Annotated in this window: 14 protein-coding genes; 8 read left to right on the top strand and 6 right to left on the bottom strand. The window is 63.3% G+C overall.

Annotated features, from left to right (window positions below; genetic code table 11):
- The first annotated feature begins 87 nt into the window (after positions 1–87).
- From ACWJIO_RS09425 to ACWJIO_RS09405, 5 genes are all read left to right on the top strand, one after another.
- Positions 88–1371: a twitch domain-containing radical SAM protein gene (locus ACWJIO_RS09425; RefSeq protein WP_480313060.1), complete on the top strand. Its 1284-nt coding sequence runs from the start codon at positions 88–90 to the stop codon at positions 1369–1371.
- A 26-nt stretch (positions 1372–1397) separates the two neighbouring features.
- Positions 1398–4526, top strand: coding sequence for an AMP-binding protein (locus tag ACWJIO_RS09420; RefSeq protein ID WP_480313059.1), 3129 nt, complete (start codon positions 1398–1400; stop codon positions 4524–4526).
- Between the two features lie 2 nt (positions 4527–4528).
- Entirely contained in the window at positions 4529–6619 is a 2091-nt protein-coding gene (locus ACWJIO_RS09415) for a glycosyltransferase family protein (RefSeq protein ID WP_480313179.1), read from the top strand.
- Complete coding sequence (locus ACWJIO_RS09410) at positions 6616–7497, top strand: glycosyltransferase family protein (protein ID WP_480313057.1); 882 nt, start codon at positions 6616–6618, stop codon at positions 7495–7497. Before ACWJIO_RS09415 ends, ACWJIO_RS09410 begins: the two co-directional genes overlap by 4 nt.
- 106 nt (positions 7498–7603) lie before the next feature.
- On the top strand, positions 7604–8833 hold the full coding sequence (locus ACWJIO_RS09405; protein ID WP_480313055.1) for an AGE family epimerase/isomerase: 1230 nt from the start codon (positions 7604–7606) through the stop codon (positions 8831–8833).
- Here the strand turns inward: ACWJIO_RS09405 and ACWJIO_RS09400 are convergent, their stop codons facing one another.
- Positions 8834–9766, bottom strand: a complete 933-nt coding sequence (locus ACWJIO_RS09400; protein ID WP_480313053.1) for a hypothetical protein — start codon at positions 9764–9766, stop codon at positions 8834–8836.
- A 412-nt stretch (positions 9767–10178) separates the two neighbouring features.
- On the opposite strand from ACWJIO_RS09400, the gene ACWJIO_RS09395 reads away from it, so the two are divergent.
- The gene (locus ACWJIO_RS09395; protein WP_480313051.1) at positions 10179–11237 is read left to right on the top strand and encodes a hypothetical protein; all 1059 of its coding nucleotides are present in this window, start codon (positions 10179–10181) and stop codon (positions 11235–11237) included.
- Between the two features lie 75 nt (positions 11238–11312).
- Here the strand turns inward: ACWJIO_RS09395 and ACWJIO_RS09390 are convergent, their stop codons facing one another.
- Entirely contained in the window at positions 11313–11999 is a 687-nt protein-coding gene (locus ACWJIO_RS09390) for a hypothetical protein (protein ID WP_480313049.1), read from the bottom strand.
- A 77-nt stretch (positions 12000–12076) separates the two neighbouring features.
- Here ACWJIO_RS09390 and ACWJIO_RS09385 point away from each other — a divergent pair, with 77 nt between their 5' ends.
- Positions 12077–12523, top strand: coding sequence for an acyl-CoA thioesterase (locus tag ACWJIO_RS09385; RefSeq protein WP_480313047.1), 447 nt, complete (start codon positions 12077–12079; stop codon positions 12521–12523).
- 165 nt (positions 12524–12688) lie between these two features.
- Here the strand turns inward: ACWJIO_RS09385 and ACWJIO_RS09380 are convergent, their stop codons facing one another.
- Genes ACWJIO_RS09380 through menA form a run of 4 tightly spaced genes read right to left on the bottom strand, consistent with a single transcriptional unit; the run spans position 12689 to position 16245 of the window.
- Entirely contained in the window at positions 12689–12967 is a 279-nt protein-coding gene (locus ACWJIO_RS09380; protein ID WP_193815627.1) for a TM2 domain-containing protein, read from the bottom strand.
- 25 nt (positions 12968–12992) lie between these two features.
- A complete protein-coding gene (locus ACWJIO_RS09375) occupies positions 12993–14255 on the bottom strand; it encodes an AMP-binding protein (RefSeq protein ID WP_480313045.1) in 1263 nt (420 codons plus the stop codon).
- Positions 14237–15241, bottom strand: a complete 1005-nt coding sequence (locus tag ACWJIO_RS09370) for an enolase C-terminal domain-like protein (RefSeq protein WP_480313043.1) — start codon at positions 15239–15241, stop codon at positions 14237–14239. Before ACWJIO_RS09370 ends, ACWJIO_RS09375 begins: the two co-directional genes overlap by 19 nt.
- A gap of 5 nt (positions 15242–15246) precedes the next feature.
- A complete protein-coding gene (gene menA / locus ACWJIO_RS09365) occupies positions 15247–16245 on the bottom strand; it encodes a 2-carboxy-1,4-naphthoquinone phytyltransferase (protein WP_480313041.1) in 999 nt (332 codons plus the stop codon).
- 38 nt (positions 16246–16283) lie between these two features.
- On the opposite strand from menA, the gene ACWJIO_RS09360 reads away from it, so the two are divergent.
- The gene (locus tag ACWJIO_RS09360) at positions 16284–17708 is read left to right on the top strand and encodes an isochorismate synthase (protein WP_480313039.1); all 1425 of its coding nucleotides are present in this window, start codon (positions 16284–16286) and stop codon (positions 17706–17708) included.
- The last annotated feature ends 1 nt before the right edge of the window (position 17709 follow it).

Genomic DNA, 17709 nt, shown 5'->3' with positions numbered 1-17709 from the left:
AAGATCAAGGAAAGCCAATAGGATCAGAACGGCAAAAGCGCCAGGATGCATCAACCCTCTGGGGGCTGCGAGCAGGAATCCACGATGTTGAGCAACGAGGTTGGCCAGCAGTCCGATGGCACTGAACTGCTTGAGAGAACCAACGGATTCTGTCTATTGCCGTGGACCCATCTGCATGTGCGCCCGGATGGCATGGTGGCAGCCTGCTGCGACTTTGAGGGCGAGCTCGGCAACATTCGAAAGCATGATCTGGGCTCTATTCTGGACGGCGGAGCCATGCGAGAGCTACGCCTGAAAATGCTGCGCGGCGAAACGGTGTCCGGGTGCAGGCGCTGTGCTGATCGCGAAAGCAGCGGAGCTCTGAGCATTCGGCAAACCATGAATGGCGCATTGGCACACCATGTCGGCGCAGCATTGACCACAGAACCAAATGGGCATGCACCACAGGCACGGCCGGTCTACTGGGACATCCGCTTTTCCAACGTCTGCAATTTCCGTTGCCGCAGCTGTTGGCATGGGGCCAGCTCGCGCTGGTTCGAAGACGCTGTGGCACTGGGTCGGCAAGTCGGCGACCAGCCGATCATCCATGCTGATGATGACATCGACCGCCTCATGGCAGAGCTCGATTCCTTCCTGCCCGTCGTGGAGGAGATATATTTTGCGGGTGGCGAACCAATGCTCATGGAAGAGCATTACAGACTGCTGCACAGGTTAATCGCAAAAGGCAGAACCGAAGTCAGTCTAAAATACAGCAGTAATTTATCCACACTTGCCTACAAGGACATGAAAGTTCTCGATGCATGGCAACACTTCTCCAGGGTGCAGCTACTCGCCAGCGTTGACGCCATGGGGGCCCGCGGCGAACTCATGCGCAAGGAACTCAACTGGGAACAGTTCGTAACTAACCTACAGGCCGTGCAACAAGCTTGCCCCCATGTTGAAAGGAAGACCTTGACCACGGTATCGATTTTCAACGTGTTGCATCTCGCAGAGCTGCAACGTTTTCTTCATCTTCAGTGTGGCATCGGCTTAGGACAAATCCAATTACATATGCTTCAAGTGCCTAGTCATTACAGTATTCGCCTGCTTCCCTCAGGCCTCAAGAAGATTGCAAGTAGCCAGCTCAGGGCCCATCTCGCCTGGCTCGAGCAGCACACGGATGATGACGCTGCCGGGGTAGAATTCCAGCAACGTCAGATCAACGCAGTCATCAAAGAGATGGATGGTAAGAGCTCTACCGAATCACTGGATAACTTTCGCAAAGAATGCGCAGAGATTGATGCCTTACGCCAGGAATCTGTGGAGGCAACCTTTCCGGAGCTGGCAGAGCTCTTCAGCGCTTCAACAGCAAGCATAAGCCCATCATGTTAAGATAAGCAAGCTGAAGGTAGTTTCCAATGGGCAAAGTTACACTGCAAGCGCAGTGCAATGGGCCCGAGCTTGCAGCCGTCGGGATTGATGATCAACTCGACGCACTATCGGTATTGCGTGCTCAGGTTGAGGAACATGGCGAGAGAAGACTAACCCTGGTAGGCGCCAATGGCAAACCAACCAACATTCTCACCTATGACCAGATCTGGAACAAGGCGGCTTGCCTCCATCATGGACTGCTGAATCACCACTGCGAACCTGGAGATTTGGTGATCGTCGCCCTTGCAGAACTAGGCGATCTGATTTCTGCTCTGTGGGCCTGTTGGATGGCGGGTGTAGTGCCTCTGGCAGCCCCGCTCAGCAGCACACGGTTGACTGACTGGAGAGAAGATCTGGATCGGGCCGTAGGCCAATTGGTCCGTCAACAGCGGTTCCGAGCTCTGATCCATGATCACAGCACGGCCAGCAAACTTTCCGCACCTGGCTTCCCAACGTTCAGCCTCGAAGCCCTCGCCGCCGAGTCTCCGGAGTTCAGCTTCAAGCGCCTGCCAGGAAGCACCCCAGCGGTTCTGTTCAGCAGCAGTGGCTCCACGGGAGTGCCCAAACTGGTGCTGCTGAACCGCCAGGCCCTCGCAGTCCGGCTGCAGCTATGCCGCACCTCGGGGCACAGCTCCAGAACCGAGGATGGCGGCGGGTTGTACTGGCTACCGCCCCATCAGGCCGCCACCTTCCTACGAGTGATGACGCCGGATGGAATGCCAAAGACTGTGCTCAGCACCGAGGCCTTTCTGGCCAATCCATGCCAGTGGTTCGATCTGATTGAGCAGCACAGGATCGGCACATCGATGATGACCAGTTTTGGCATGGGCCTGTTGTTGCAGGCCACTGAGCAAGCGCCAGAACGGGGCTGGAATCTTTCCTCCCTCCGTAATCTCGGCATCGGAGCAGAACCAATCTCCCCCCATACCCTGCGCCGTTTTCTGGCTCTCATCGAGCGTTTCGGGATCAGTCCGGAGCGGGTGTATGCAGGGTATGGAATGACAGAAGCGGGTACCGTCACCAGCGGGCCCGCCAGGGTGGAGGCTGGTGACGGTAGCGATGGGCAAGCCATTGCCGTGGCTGTGGGCCAACCCTGTGCTGGCTACGCCGTTCGTGTGGTGCGCAGCAACCACAGTCTTTGCAGCATGGGTGAAGTGGGGCAGATCGAGGTGTTCAGTCCTACCGCCGCCGAGGGCTATCTCGGCAAGCCGCGGGCGAGCAGACGGTTGCGCTGCGTCGACCGCTGGTTGCGTACCGGTGATCTGGGACTGATCCAGGGTCAACAACTCACCGTGACTGGCCGCTGCCAGGATGTGGTGATCATGAATGCCAAGAAATATTCTTGCCACCACATTGAATTGGCCCTGCAGCAATCCCTGAACTGCACCGATGCGGATGTGGTGGCCTGCGCGGTGCGCGAGGCCTCTGACCACACTGAGGCGCTGCTGATCTTCTTCAATCCTGGCGCGCCCGTTTTTGTCAGCCATGCGGGCGCCGGAGATTCAGCTTCCAGCGCAATGCTCGACCAGACTGTCACCCAGCTCCGCCGCAGTCTGCTGGAGTCGACCGGCCTTACGGCTCGCGCCTTCATTCCGCTGGCCCCGCAACACATCCCGCGCACACCGGCAGGGAAAGTGAAACGATCGGCACTCACGCAAGCCTTTCTTGACAGCAGCTTCACCAGGGCAGAAGGTCTGCCTCAAGACCAGGCAGAGCAGGACCCCCAGGCCTTGCAGGCCGACGTCGCAGCGGTACCGGACAGCTCCAAGCGTTTGCTGGCAACCCCCTCTGAGCAGCTGCTGCTGGAGGTCTGGGGTCAACAGTTTCCTGGCCAGAACGTAGGACTCCACGACGATTTCTTTGACCTCGGCGGTGACTCGATCACCGCTTTGGCGCTGCTCGCGGCGATCGAACAGCGCACGGGCTGCCGTCTGGCCATGGCCAACCTTGCTGCCTTCACCACGATTTCCGCCCTTGCCGTTCAGATGGATGCCCTGAGCAACGGTGAGAATCTTGCTGCCAAGTCGACCCTTGATCCCGAGGTGGAGCAGCAGTTACGGGGGTATCTGGGCGGCTGGCCCGGCCCACGCAGCTCCGCCGATGCTCTGCTGGTGGGCTGCAACCTGGAGACCGGTGCGATGCCTCTGTTCTGGTGTTGTCAAGGCTTCCAGGAGCTGCAGGCGCTGGCACAGGAGCTGGGCCCGGAACAGCCCGTCTATGGCATGCGTTCCCTCCACCTGATTGCGCCATGGGATAGCCAGCTGGTGACACAACTCGCTCATCGCTACTGCGAAGAAATCATGGCCATCGCCAAGGGGTCGAAGGTCGCCGTCGGCGGGAATTGCCAGGGCAGCTACGTGGCCCTGGAGCTTGCCCGGGAGTTGCTGAGACGGGGGCTGGAGGTTTCAGTACTGTTCCTGCTGGAACATCATCGCCCAAGTCCTTATCCGGGGAGAGTGGTATTATTGCATGGCGCCGATAGCTTTGCTGATCCCCACATTCAGTACATCAATCCCGAACTCGGATGGAGAGCAATTTATCCGGCTGGATTTTCCGTGTCCAGGATCAACTGCAAGCACGGTCAGTTCTTTCTTCCGCCCAATCGTTCTGCCTTGACTGAGCTGATTGGCGCTGGCCTGAAGGCCGCTGCCGCATCTCCATCATGGCCGGCCAGCTGTGCCTCCCCTTCACCCCTGGCGGCGATTAGGTTTGAGGCTTGCGTGCGACTGCTTGAACCCGCTCAGTCCAACGCACCGCCCAGCTGGCCAATGGCTGTAGCGGTGACCAATCGCAGCTCCACCCCGTGGCCTCCCACTCACGCCAGTGGGGTGAGGCTGGGGGCCATGGTTGAGGCAGGCGATGGCGGCTTACGGCGCCTGTCCGTGGCAGGGGCTGATCTCCTGGAGGCGATCATGCCTGGAGACACACGCTGCCTTGAGCTGAGCTTGGCCCTGGGCGAGAATCTGCCGGAGCCGCCGGGTGAAGGGCTCCTGACCATTGACCTCGTTCAGGAGGGGGTCAGCTGGTTTCGGCACCGAGGCGGCAGGGCCTTGCAGCTCAGCCTGAACCAGGAGCCCCCCCTTGATCAGCCGCCATCCGGGGGGCCTGATCCTTGACGATGGTCACTCCCAACACGATCCTCGATGTCTCACCACAGACGGGGAACGAACAAGCTGCTGGCCGCAGGGTCGAGCCCAGGATCAGTCCTGCTTCATTGCTGGTCTGCCTGACCCTCTACAACGAATCGGCCCCCAGCCTGGCAGCGTCGCTAAGCGCCCTGGCTCGAACCTGCGCCGCAAGCCGTGGAACTGTGATCACCAAGTCTGGAGGGAATGGTGCGGCGCCCTCCGTCGTGATCGCGATCATCGCCGATGGCGCCGAGGCCCTGGCTCCCTGCATGCGGGAGTTCCTGGCCCATCTGATTCGGGACGCTCCCGGCGGAGCCGAAGCAGCTGACGTTCCCATGGTGAAAGGGGTGGGGCACAGCGCGGTGGCGCGATTCAGCGCCGGCCAACTGGCCCACTCCTGCGAGCCATGGACTCGGAACAGCAGGCCTGCATCTGGCTCTGGGTGGATGGATGGCGGGCAGGGAGCGCAGAACCTGGATGCAACCACTGGAATGGACTTGCATCTGTTCATCAAGCCACAGAACGTCGGCAAGCTCGATTCCCACGTGCTGTTCTTTGCCCAGATCTGCCCTGATCTAGAGCCCCAATTCTGCATTCAAATGGATGTGGGTACGATGCCCGATCCCGAATGTCTATCCAGGCTGATGGCTGAACTCTGGGCATCCCCGGATTGCATCGCCTGCTTTCCCACAATCATGTCGGATAGATCCCAACCCAGCACACTGGTCAGGTTGCAACACTACGACTACCTCCTGGGCAACGCGCTGAGATGGTCACTCCAGTCACTGTTCAACTATGCTGAGGTCATTCCTGGGCAGTTCTGTGTTCTCCGCTGGAATGCCCTGAAGCAGGGTTCACCGAGCCTGATTGATCGCTACCTTAAGTCTGGTCGGGGCAGCTCTCCACTCGAGGCCCTCATGTTTCTGACTGAGGATCGTGTCTTGGCGATGGACCTGATGTTGGCTGATCACGGCCGCTCAGGCCCATTCACATCCCATGTGGTCGATGCCATTGCCATCACAGACCCCTGCCTCTCCTGGCCCGAATTACTGCAGCAGCGGCGCCGATGGCTGAACGGCTCCGCCGCCGTACACGTGGCCATCCTGGCTGCACTGCTATCCATGGTGTTAGGCAGGGATAACCCAGCCGCGAGACCGAAGGGGTGGACGTTAACCGCAGGCCTGCTCAGCGCAGTCTCCCTGCTGGGCTACTGGGTGGGAGGAGCCCTGCCTCTGGTGCTGGTGGTCTGCCTGCTGGACCTGTTGGCCGAACCAACCTGCGTCCTGGGTGCGTGGTGGTGCTCGGCTGGCCGGCTGGCCTGCCTGGGGTCTGCATCACTCTGGTTGGTCCAGGCCTGGCTGCTGGCCAGGCAAGGCGACAGGCTCGCCCGGGGGTTAGGCCTGATCCTCTGGTGCAGTCTGGCCCAGGTAGTGGGACTGGCCGCTGTGTTAACGCTGGCCGCCGCCGCCGATCGTCGCGTGCTGATCGCCAGCCTGGGCCTGGCCATCAGCTGTGCCGCTGCCGAACTCGGAGCAACAGGGTGGTATGGCTCCTCCAGAGCCCGAGGCTGCGGAGGGCGACGACTGCACTGGTGGCCGCTGATGCTGCCGATCATGCGAAGCAGCCTGGCCACCTATGCCATCGCTCACTTCACCGACCACTCCTGGGGCACCAAGGGGTTGACCCAGACCAGGCGAGGCCCTGGCCCCAGACCACGGCTGCTGAGCGCTGCGGGGCTGGTTGTGGTGGGGCTGACGATGGGACTCATCGGCTTCGGGTGGCCCACCTGGTGGGTTGAGCTGCTGGTCTGGCTGCTGCTGGCCTCCCTTGGCCTGCTGGCCCTGCTGGCCAACTATCCCTGGCTGCGCGATCGCCTGGACCCGAGATGGTCTGATCCATGGCCGATCTGGTTGGCCAGCACTGCGGCTCTGCTGCTGCTTCTGCAACGCCTCCAGAACCAGCAGATCCTGCTGGACCTGATCGCGCCGATCCTGGTAGGAATCAGTGGCGTGGTGTTGATGGGCTCGGTGGCCAGCCTCTGGCGTCTGCGCCAGCTGGGTCAGCGACGGGCAGCCCAGTGAAGCTCTACTACTTCCGCCGTAGCGATGGCATCAGCAATTTCGGTGATGATCTCAATCCCTGGCTTTGGCAGAAGCTGCTGGGGGATGTGCTTAATGACGATGACCGCGTCACCTTCGTGGGGATCGGCACGCTGCTGAATGACCAGCTTTCTGCTCGCTGCGGCCATCCGCAGCTGCATGTGATCTTTGGATCTGGAGTGGGCTATGCCCACCCGCTAAGACTGAAGTCCAACGATCATTTTCGCATCGATGCCCTGCGCGGCCCGGTGTCGACAGCCGTGCTGGGTATTGATCCCGATCTGGCGCTGGTGGATCCCGGCCTGCTGCTGCGTCGGTTTGCCAACCGCCGGCAGCCAGGGCCAAGGGCAGCAGCCTTCATGCCCCACGTGGAGCAAGCCATTGTAAACGAAGAGATCTGGGAACAGGCCTGTGCCGTTGCCGGAATCAGCTTCATTGATCCCCGCGATCCGATTGACACGGTGCTCTCGGCTCTGGCCCAGCATCAACTGCTGCTGGCGGAGGCCATGCATGGAGCGATTGCCGCAGAAGCCCTTGAAATTCCCTGGGTTCCATTACGCATCTCCGATGGGATTCTGGAGCTGAAGTGGCGTGACTGGTGCGGTTCATTGCGCTTGCCTTACACTCCTATCAGCTTTGATCTTGGTGATTTCACCCTTCACGGCAACTCCGCTCTGCCGCCTTCGCTAGAGCCGCTCTCACCCTGGGCCCTGGATCGACTGGCTGAGCAGCTGGTCCGGATCAGCCAGATGGCCGAGCCATTTCAAGGTGATTCAAGTCATACCAATGGGCTGCTCGAAAGGCTTGAAGAACGGCTGGAGACACTCCGCTGCGACGCTGTATCAGGCAAGCTCAGCTGACTTCTGCATGGGTCAAAAACAGGGTCATAGGCAGGAACATCTGCCAAAGCCAGCTTACGAATAGGCGGAAAATGAGTAGTTCACTGTTCCCTACCACCACCTGCCGATGAGCTTTCTTGAGAGCCGTGAAAGCATGCTTCAGTTCCTGAAGCAACACGTGATACAAGCCTGGTTTCCCCGCTGCTTTAACCCGGAGGGGTCTGGCCTGGTGGCAGATTTTTCCGCCGACTGGCAATGGCTTGGTCCCCAGCCCCGCCTGCTCGAATTCAGTGCAAGGCAGGGTTGGGCTGCTTGCGTACTGGGCCAGTATGTTCCTGAGCAGGCTGAGCTTCTGTCCGAAGGCATCCGGCGGGCCCATGAGGATCTCGACCGCACCTTTTCTCAACCCTCCACAGGGGGTTGGCGCCAGTGGGCCGAACCAGCGGGCGAGAGGCCCCAGGCTTCGGATGTGCAATTGCATGGCATCGCCTACCTCATCTCCTTTCAGACCAGTTACGAACTGAGCCATCCCGGCCAGGGAGGGCTGGAACGGGCCGTGGACGCCTGGAAATGGCTAGAGAAGCTACCGGCAACGCACCCGTTCTCCCTGCTGCGTCTGCCCCCTGTACCCAAGACCTGCAGCGATCCCTGGGGCACCGTTGACGGAGTCGGAACACCACTGGCACTCTGTGACCTGAACCATCTGGGGGATCTGTTCGAGGCGTTGCATCTGCTGCATCAGGTGTGGCCAGAATCGCGTCTGCTTCCCACACTGCTCCAATTGCGTGGCCAGATGCTGGCCCAGATCCATGCTCCAAGCGGCACCTTAAGGGAGTATTTCCTGTCCACGGGAGAGCCTGGTCCGGGGCATCTGTGGACGGTGGGGCGTGCCTGGCAGCTCATCAAGCGGCTATTGCTGGCGCAGAACAGTTTGCCCCTGGGAGAAGGGGAAGCAGAACTGATCGAGCAGTTAATCCGTGGGCTGCTGAACCGTGCCATGGATCAGGGTGGCTGGGTTTTTGCCATGCCTCACCATCCGCCCTATGTGATCGAAGGACACGATCTGGTGGTACGCAGCAAAAGCTGGTGGGTGCAATTCGAAGCACTGGCTTGCCTTGCCCTGATCGCCGACTCACCCTTGTTTGGCCTTGATCTTCGTAGCAGGGCCCTAGAGAAGTATCACCAGAGTGGGCAATTCATCGAGAGCCACTTAGTGGATAAACAGCATGGAGGGATCTTTCACTGCGCCCCGTCTTCAACCAGTCTCAAGATAGCCTGCCACAAGGGCAGCGCCTGGAAAGATGCTTCTCACGAAACCCTCTGCCTAGACGTTCTCCTGCAAAGGCTGGGGCAGTGATCAGGAGCTGTGCCCTAGGGGATAGTCAATAGCTTGGGCATGATTCAACACTTCCCGGCAAAGCGATCGAGGCGACTCACGCAGACTTTCGACATAACCTGATCGAATCGAATCATATTTTTCAGAGTCGAAGACTCGTTGGTATCTATCCCGCACCCCTAGCATTTCAAGAGTGAGCTGAGTGCGTGCGCATTTCCAACACAAAGAACAGTTTGACTGATCATCCTCAGGCTGAACACAGACGTTCAGGAAGTCGTAAGACAACGGAAATCTTGAGACAATCTCAGTTTTTTTAATACGGGAGTACTGACACCCGACAACCAGAGATTGCATGGATTCGGTGGAGAGCAGGTGGATGGCCATAGGATCCATCGCCCCACCATCAGTCGAGGCAACAATGTCACAGGCTTCATAGGAATAGGCAGAGGAATAAAGAAAGCGTCGAAATAAGCCCTGAAGCATCAAAACGCCAGAAAGATGCCGCAGACTATGGGTTGAGCAGAAGTCTGTCACCAGGTGCTCATCCAAGTTGGAATCAATCGCGATCAACGGCAGCCCCAGATGGCTGGCACAAACCTGCAGCTGCTGGCAGCGTGCGTTGAACAGGGCCCGTCCGCCAGGCCCGTGCGAGCCTACATTCAGATGGACGAGATGGGTGATCTGATAGCCACTGGGAACATCTTCATGGCGATGTTCTGCCACAGTGCAAAAGGAGTCAATGCCACCGGTAAACCCGGTGCCCACCCCATCCTGGATACCGCCATCAGCAACAACAAGGCTTTGTGGCCATAGCTGAATTGGGGCAAGCTCTGGCAACAGAACGCGGAGTATGGGAATTAAAGACCGGGTTATATTATAGAATAATTGCTCAGAAATGGGCGCTAAAAGTCGGATATTCTCCTTGCGACTCATCGCCAGAGTGAGTAGGCCCACCAGGAATCCATCGCATCGGTTGATGCAGAGAAAAGGAGCGTAAACAGCATCAACCTCGTACCAGAGCTCTCGCCGAAGCCCTCCACTGGTGAACCAGCAGCTGAGTCGAGCCCGCCCATGGCAGTCGCTCAATCTGGGACACTCAATTGTCATCCATGAGGTAGCCACTTGTGGCTCCAAAGCAGCTCCCCCTTGAGACATCCTGATCACCGAATGACCGAACAAGCCTAACTCTGCGGCACTCTAAATAACAGGAAGATTGTCGCTAGGGTCAGGCTCTGCTGATGGAAAAGAGTGTTTGCATCAAGCTTGACCAACAGCAGGTAGACAAGCTTAACTGGCGGTCAGCCTGGGGTGCACGAGATGGGGAAGCAAAGCCATTGAATCGATAGCCCCCTCGTTATCTTTCATCATGTACTATATCATTCATTTTCGTAATGTCCATGGCGACAAGACAAAGATGGCATTTCTGCTGCATCGCAGTCGCGCAACCAACCAATTTATTTGGTTGTCTCAGAACGACATCGCCGATGGCAAAAGCGTAGACCAAGACGAAGGCTACAACTTCGCGATGGCGTATGGACGCGATGCTGCAATCAGCTTATCGTCAAAACTAAACGAGGGCATTGATGCTTTTAATGCAATTCAACAACAGGAGTTCAAGTTTAGGATCCAGCCCTTCAGGTTCAGTGGCGATCCACTCAAAGACAGGCAATTGCTGAACCGGCAACATGCTGATTTTGAATTCTTCATCGGTCGGCTACATGAAGGGAATACAGCTATTGGAAGCAACTCAGAAAGCAGAATGAGAGCAATCAAGTCTGCAGGCTTGGATAAGACTCCCACTCCCAAATGGAATATTGCCAATCACGAGCGGCAATCCAAGTATCATCTCAATGCCATCAACAAGTTGATCCACGGACTGGAATGGAAGCTGCACACGTACTACAGCAATGACAGCAGCGTTGTCAGCGCCTCTATGGCCTATAGGGTGAAAGACGGCAACAGAGTCGAGAACACCAAAGACTATCACAAGTATTTTACGCTAGGCAGTGATTTCGGCTTGTTGATGATGAGCTATGCCACTACCGGGAAGAATCTTTCTAGTCTGTATCTAGATAATGATGTCACCTATTTGCAGAAGGGTGGCAGGGCTACAGCTCAGCAATACATCAACTCCGGTGTGCTCGCCCTGTTCAGTGGCACAGCCGAAAACAGACTAAGTGACGACAATTCGACTTCTCATCAAGAGCGAAAAGCATCTTTTGATCACTGGTTTGAAGCGAATAACATCGCGCACTTTGGGTATGACATGGATTGCGAGAGCAATTGCCTCGGCTACATCCCCCTAGGCACATATTGCCCGACTGATCAATTTAATGCGAATACGAAGCTCCACGAGATCGTGGACCACTACAAGGAGCATCCGATTTTCAGCCATTATGAGTTATCAGAAACCCTGGAAGCCTGAACACTCAGAAGGGTTCTGGCTGCCAAGCACTCAACGCGCCTGGCAGGCTGGTCATCGGCAGGCCGCCAGGGGCACTCAGCTCAGCACGCCCCGGTGATAGGCCACGTTCTGGATGTAGAAGCTGGAGACGGGAACCGCCACCAGGGCCCCCAGGCCGCAGGTGGCCACGGACACAACGGCGACGACCAGGCCCGTGAGGATCTCGATCCCCACGAACTCCCAACCTCGCTGGGAGCGGTAGACGGCCTGAAACGAAGTCCGCAGGGCATCGAGCACCGGCAGGTCGGTGTTGAACACCTTGTTGATGTACACGGGCCCCACCAGGGCCACGGCAATCCCGGGCAAGACGCACAGCAGCAGGCCGATCACCACGGCGACGCTGAACAGCACACCCGCCAGCAGATAGCGCCAGGGGCGGGCCCACAGGGCCTGGAACGCCGCCTCGATGCCGATGGTGTCTCCCGTGGCGTAGTGAATGGCCGGGACGGCGGTGAACAGCACGCCCACCAGGCTGGAGAGGATCGAGAAGGGCAGCTGACCCAGCTGGCCCACGACCAGCGCCGTTCCGGCAGCGGCATCGGACATGTCCTCGCCGCCGGCAGCGGCGAACACGATCAGGTTCACGATCAGATAGATCGCCACCCCTACCCCACTGATCACCGCCGTGGCCACCCAGATCAGCAGCATCGTGGGCACATGGGCCAGGAAGGCTTCCCAGGCCCGGATCAGGGTGGGCTGTTCGGAGGCGGCGGGGGAAGCCAAGGGCTTGGAGGCGCACTGGGGCGACTGTACGAACCCCTGGCGGGACTAAAACGCTGGGGTGACCACCGCCCGGCGTCATGGATCGTTCCGATTGGTTGCAGCTCAGCCGCACTGTGCGCTTCGGGGACACCGACGCCGCCGGGGTGGTGCACTTCCACCGCCTGCTGGGCTGGTGCCACGAGGCCTATGAGGAGAGCCTGGAGCGCTTCGGCGTGGCGGCGGCGGAGGTGTTTCCCACCCCCGGCAGCTCCCTGGCCGTGGCCCTGCCGATCGTGCACTGCCGGGCCGATTTCCTGCGGCCCCTGGTGTGCGGCGATGGGCTCAGCCTGGAGCTGAAGCCCAGGCGGCTCGATCCGGCCAGCTTCAACGTGCACTACAGCTTCCGCTGCAACGGCGCAGCCGCGGCTGAGGCCCTCACCCGCCACCTGGCGATCGAGACCAGCAGCCGCCGGCGCTGCCCCCTGCCGGCGGCGCTCAACCGCTGGCTGGAGGCCTCGAGCCTGGGGGGGGTGCAGCCGCTGTAGCCCAGTACAGGGCCGCCAGCTGCAGGGGCAGCAGGCTGGCCAAGACAGCCAAGAGGTGCAGGGAGCCGTCCTGGGGAATGGCGCCGAAGGCCCCAACGCTGATGCCTGCCGCTGCCAGCAGGATCAGGCCGGTGAAGCGCCGGGCCGGTTTGGTAGGAGCCAAGATCAGAACCAGTCCTTGACGGCATCGATGTAGGTGACCTGGAACTCCTCGTTGGTCTTGGTGAGATAGAGGATCCCCTCGATCAGGCCGATCACCCCCATCACGAAGCTGGCGATGCCACAGGTGACGACGCCACCGGCCAGCGACACCACCAGCATGATGATGCCCGCTTTGGTGTAGCCGAGGATGAACTTGTGCACGCCAAAGGCACCGAGGAAGATGCCAGTGAGGCCGGCAGCCAGTTTCTTGTTGCTCAGTTCGGCATCACTCAGAGTGGTCATTGCAGGGTGGTCAGGCAGTGGATTCCTAACCAGCTTCTAGCGATTCAAGCCAACGCTGCCAACGGGCCCGGGGCCACTTCCCCAGGCCTGTTGGTGCCAGCGTGGGGCAGAGCAGCCAGGTTCGGGGCCGCTCAGCGGGTGACCACACGGCCACGGCGGCCTTCAGCTGGGCCAGCAGGGCCTCGCCATTCGCCGCAGGCTGAGCCCGCACCAGGGCCACCAGGCGCTGGCCCCAGAGCGGATCGTCCACCCCCAGCAGCAGCACCTCCCCCAGCGGCAGGTTCGTGCTGGCGGCGAGGGCCCGCAACCTCCCCTCCAGCTGTTCGGGAAACACCGTTTCGCCGCCGCTGTGGATGGCGCCATCCAGCCGCCCCAGCACCTGCAGGCCATCCCCACTGAGCCGGGCGGCATCGCCGCTGCGCCACCAGCCCCCCGCCGCCAGCGGCAGCGGCTGCAGCACGCCGTCGCACAAATAGCCCGGGCTGAGCCTGCCGCAGCGCACCTCCAGGGCGCCGCCCTCCGCCGTCAGGCGCAGCTCCACCCCCTCCAGGGGCGGGCCACAGCCGGCGGTCCCGGCCAGGAAGCCCTCCGGGTGAAGGGCGGTGACCATGGCGGCGGTCTCGGTGGCGCCGTAGCAGGGGGCCAGCCGCAGACCGGCCTGGCGGGCCTGCTGGGCCAGGGCCGGCGGCAGCGGCGCGCCACCCACCCAGATCACCGCCAGACGCTGCAGCCAGGCCAGCCCGGCCGGGTCGGCCAGCAGACGGGCCAGCTGGGTGGGCACCAGCGACAGCAGGGCCGGCGACTGCGTCGCGATGGGCAGATGGGCGGCCAGAGCCTGGGGCTGGCGCATCAGTTCGGGGGAAATCGGCCGGTGGGCGCAGCCCCAGCGGCGCGAGCGCAGCCAGGGCAGCAGGCCGCTCACGTGGTGGCTGGGCAGCGGGTTGAGGTGTACGCAGGCGGCGGGATCGAGGCCGATCCCCTCCAGCCAGCGGCCCGTGGCTGCGGCCGAGGCCTCCAGGTGGGCGAGCGGTTGCAGGCACCAGCGCCGCCCGCCAGGGCCACGGCCCGGGCCGCTGTTGCCACGGCTGCCGCCGCTGCCCAGCACCACCCCGGCCCCCCAGCGCTCCGCCAGCTGATGCAGCGTCCTGCCCCCCGCCTCACCAAGCGCCAGGGCCAGCGCCTGCTGCTGCTGGGGGCCGGCCAGGGCCACCAGCTCACCGCGACGCCAGGCCGCGTCCAGCTGCTCTGGCCCCAGGGGTTCCCCGGGCCTCACTGGGCCGCCCGCCACACCGCCTCCGGGCTGGCCGAGCCCAGGCTGCCCAGGGGCTGCCAGGCCCTGGCCAGGCCAGGGGCCACCGGGGTGGGGCCGCGCCACTGCAGGGCGGCGAGGTGCTCCAGCCAGCGGCGGCCGATGCCGGTTTCAAAGCCGCTGCTCAGCATCAGGAAGGAGCTGCCCCGCTCCAGGGCCGCCAGCAAGGGCCTTGGATCGCCCTCCTGGCTGGGACGGCGCACCTGCCAGGAGGGCCAGTCACCGGCCAGCTCAGGGTGGCACTCCAGGGATTCATCCAGGGCCACCGGCAGCTGGCGGACCAGCAGCTCCAGCCCCTCCCGATCGGCCGGGGGCAGGGGCTGCTCCAGCCACTCCAGCCGCGGCTCCTGCCGCAACCGCTCCGCCCAGGTCCAGGCGGTGGCCCGGGTCCAGCCCCCGTTGGCATCGAGACGCAGACGGGCCGAGGCGGGCAGGCGCTCCAGCAGCTGCTCCAGCACGCGGCGCTCCACGCCATCAGGCTCGGTGGCCACCTTCCACTTCAGCACCAGCGGACTTGGGCAGGAGTCCTGAGCCAGTAGACGCTCCAGTTCGGCCAGGGCCGCCTCCCCGGCCGGCAGCAGCGCTGCCCCGGCGGGGGCTGCCAGCCAGCGTTCCTCGGGCAGTCCGTCGAGCTCCGCCAGGGCAGCCCCCAGGGCGAAGGCCAGACAGCGCGGACAGCCGGGCTGGGCCAGCAGGGCCTCCAGGGCGGCGCGGTCACAGGCGCCGGGGAGGGCATCGATCGCCTGCTCAAGGCTGCGGGGGTCCCCCTCGAGCAGGGCCGCCTCGCCCCAGCCCAGGGCGCCATCGCGGCGAGCCTCCAGGCGCAGCAGCCAGCCCTGCTTGGCGTCGATGCGGCCCCGGGCGGTGCGCAGCGGCCGGGGCAGCGGCGCCCGGAACCGCCGCCACTCCAGGTGGAGCACCTGGGCCGCCGCCGACTCTTCACGCAGGAGAGGGGGCTGGGCCATGGCCTTCAGAGCCAGCGCCCGAGGGCCAGGCCCAGAGCCAGGCCGAGGCCGTTGAAGGTCTGGAAGCGGAGGGCCAGAAACTTGCTGCCCGCAATCGCACTGGGGCTGTCGTGCTGCTGTTGGAGCAGACCGATCAGCTGACGGCCGGGGGCCAGCGCCAGCCCGCCGAGCAGGGCGGTGAGGGGCCAGTGGCCCAGCAGCACCGGCGCCCACTGCAGCGCCAGGGTGAGGGCCACGAACCAGGGCACCAGGCCCGCAGCGGTGGCGGTGCCCAGCTGCACCACCGGGGATCGCTTGCCGTGATCCGCATCCTCCTCCACCTGATGGAAGTGGGAGCAGAACAGCACCAGGCTGGTGGCCACGGCCGCTCCACTTCCCAGCAGCAGGGCGGTGCGCCAGGGGATGCTGCTGGCGGCGGGGCCCAGGGCCAGCAGCGCCGCCGCCGTTGCCAGAGGCCCGAAGGCCAGCCAGCACAGCGGCTCCCCCAGGCCGTGATAACCGAGGCGAAAGGGCGGGCCCTGGTACAGGTAGCCGAGGGCGCAACAGCCCAGCACCAGGGCCAGCACCAGCGGCGTGCTGCGCCAGGCCACGAGGGCCATCAGCAGAAGCCCGGCCACCAGAGCAGTCCGGGCCCAGCGGGCCACCGTGGCGCGGCGGCCGGTGAGGTTCACCAGGGAGTGGGGCTTGCCGTGGGTGTCCACGCCGGTGTCGGCGTCGTGGACGTCATTGGCGAGGTTTTCCCAGGCCAGCAGCAACACGGCCGCCAGCAGGAACAGCAGCAGCTGGTCGAGGCGCAGCACCTCGCCCTGCCCCCAGCGCCAGCCGGCCGCCAGCAGCGCCGGCATCACCGCCACGGCATACATGGGCCACTTGATCGCCGAGCGCCAGAGGAGTCGCCGCTGCTCGGCCGCGCCCGCCGCCTGCCCTGAACCCACGGCACCCAGCGCCGCCACGGACCCGGGCGCTGCGGCGTAACGGCTTGCGACGACCTCGGGCTCAGGCATGGGGACCGGGGGCGGCAACCGCGACAGGACCCATACATTTGAGCAGCTCTTCGCGGCGCCCCGGGCCCCAGCCGTTGCCGGCTCCTGATTCCTTCACCGATCTGCTGGCCCTGGCCAGCGAGGGCGCCCGCCAGGCGGACGAGGAGGGCGTGCTCAGCCTGGCCATGGCGATCGCCCCGGGGGATCCGATGGCCCTGCTGCCCCACCTGGAGGGCGGCGACAGCTTCCGCTTCCTCTGGGACGGCGCCCCGGGGCTCTGCATCGCCGCCAGCGGCCGCACCAACAGCCTGGAGCTGAGCGGTCCGCGGCGCTTCGAGCTGGCCCAGCGCTTCGCCAGCGCCAGCCTCAACCGGCTGGCCGGGGCCCAGGTTGCCTGTCCGCCCCTGGCCAGGCCCAGGGTGCTGCTGGCCTTCGGCTTCTTCGACGCCCCCCTGGACACCAGCGTCGCCGCGATCCCGGGGGTGCAGGCCGTGCTGCCCCGCTGGCAGCTGAGCCGCCATGGCCAGCACTGCTGGCTGCGGCTGCAGCGGCCCCTGGGCGGCGGCGTCACGGCCCGCAGCCTGGCCGAGGAGCTCTGGGAGAAGGCCCGCCAGCTGGAGCGCCACAGCCACGCCTCAGCGGCCAGCGCCACGGTGGCGGTGGCCCTGCGCACGCCCTGGCAGGAGAACTACCGCCAGGCGGCGGCCCAGGCCCTGGAGCTGGTGGAGGGCGGCGCCCTGCAGAAGCTGGTGCTGGCCGTGCGCCAGCAGCTCACCCTCAGCGCCCAGCCCGATCCCCTGGGCCTGCTCGCCCCCCTGCGCCGCCACCAGGGCGGCAGCTGCCGGCTGCTCTGGCAGCGCTGCGCCGGATCAGCCCTGATCGGCGCCTCGCCGGAGCGGCTGCTCACCGTGCGCCAGGGCCAGCTGCGCAGCGATGCCCTGGCCGGCACAGCGCCCGCCGATGAACGGGCCGCCAGCCTGCTGCACTCCACCAAGGACCGCCTCGAACACGAGCTCGTGGTGGACACGATCACCGCCGTGCTCAGCCGGGCGGGCCTGAACCCGCGGCGGCCTCGGCATCCCCGCCTGGCCCGCCACGGCCAGCTGGTGCATCTGCACAGCCCGATCAGCGCCTGCCTGGGACGGCAGCAACCCCTGGCCATCGCCGCCGCCCTGCACCCCACGCCGGCGGTGGCGGGCCTGCCGCGCCGCGAGGCCATGGCCTGGCTGCGCAACCTGGAGCCCTTTGAGCGGGGCCACTACGCCGCCCCGATCGGCTGGATCGACAGCGCCGGCGACCTCGACCTGCGGGTGGCGATCCGCAGCGGCACGGTGGAGGGCCGCCAGCTGGAGCTCACCGCCGGCGCCGGGCTGGTGCCGGGTTCGGCGGTGGACCGGGAGTTGCAGGAGGTGGCCCTCAAGCTGGGGGTGCTGCAGCAGCAGCTCAACCTGCCCCAACCCACGCGGCTGACAGGGCCTGCCTGAT

The organism is Paraciimarium castrense LEGE 11436 (assembly GCF_056633055.1).
This window is presented reverse-complemented; position numbering and strand designations above follow the sequence as displayed.

What these genes read in the sequence shown, in the direction of transcription:
- menA (WP_480313041.1), bottom strand. Translation starts at nt 16,245, where the DNA reads ATGCCTGAGCCCGAGGTCGTCGCAAGCCGTTACGCCGCAGCGCCCGGG.
- ACWJIO_RS09420 (WP_480313059.1), top strand. Translation starts at nt 1,398, where the DNA reads ATGGGCAAAGTTACACTGCAAGCGCAGTGCAATGGGCCCGAGCTTGCA.
- ACWJIO_RS09395 (WP_480313051.1), top strand. Translation starts at nt 10,179, where the DNA reads ATGTACTATATCATTCATTTTCGTAATGTCCATGGCGACAAGACAAAG.
- ACWJIO_RS09415 (WP_480313179.1), top strand. Translation starts at nt 4,529, where the DNA reads ATGGTCACTCCCAACACGATCCTCGATGTCTCACCACAGACGGGGAAC.
- ACWJIO_RS09405 (WP_480313055.1), top strand. Translation starts at nt 7,604, where the DNA reads ATGAGCTTTCTTGAGAGCCGTGAAAGCATGCTTCAGTTCCTGAAGCAA.
- ACWJIO_RS09385 (WP_480313047.1), top strand. Translation starts at nt 12,077, where the DNA reads ATGGATCGTTCCGATTGGTTGCAGCTCAGCCGCACTGTGCGCTTCGGG.
- ACWJIO_RS09380 (WP_193815627.1), bottom strand. Translation starts at nt 12,967, where the DNA reads ATGACCACTCTGAGTGATGCCGAACTGAGCAACAAGAAACTGGCTGCC.
- ACWJIO_RS09370 (WP_480313043.1), bottom strand. Translation starts at nt 15,241, where the DNA reads ATGGCCCAGCCCCCTCTCCTGCGTGAAGAGTCGGCGGCGGCCCAGGTG.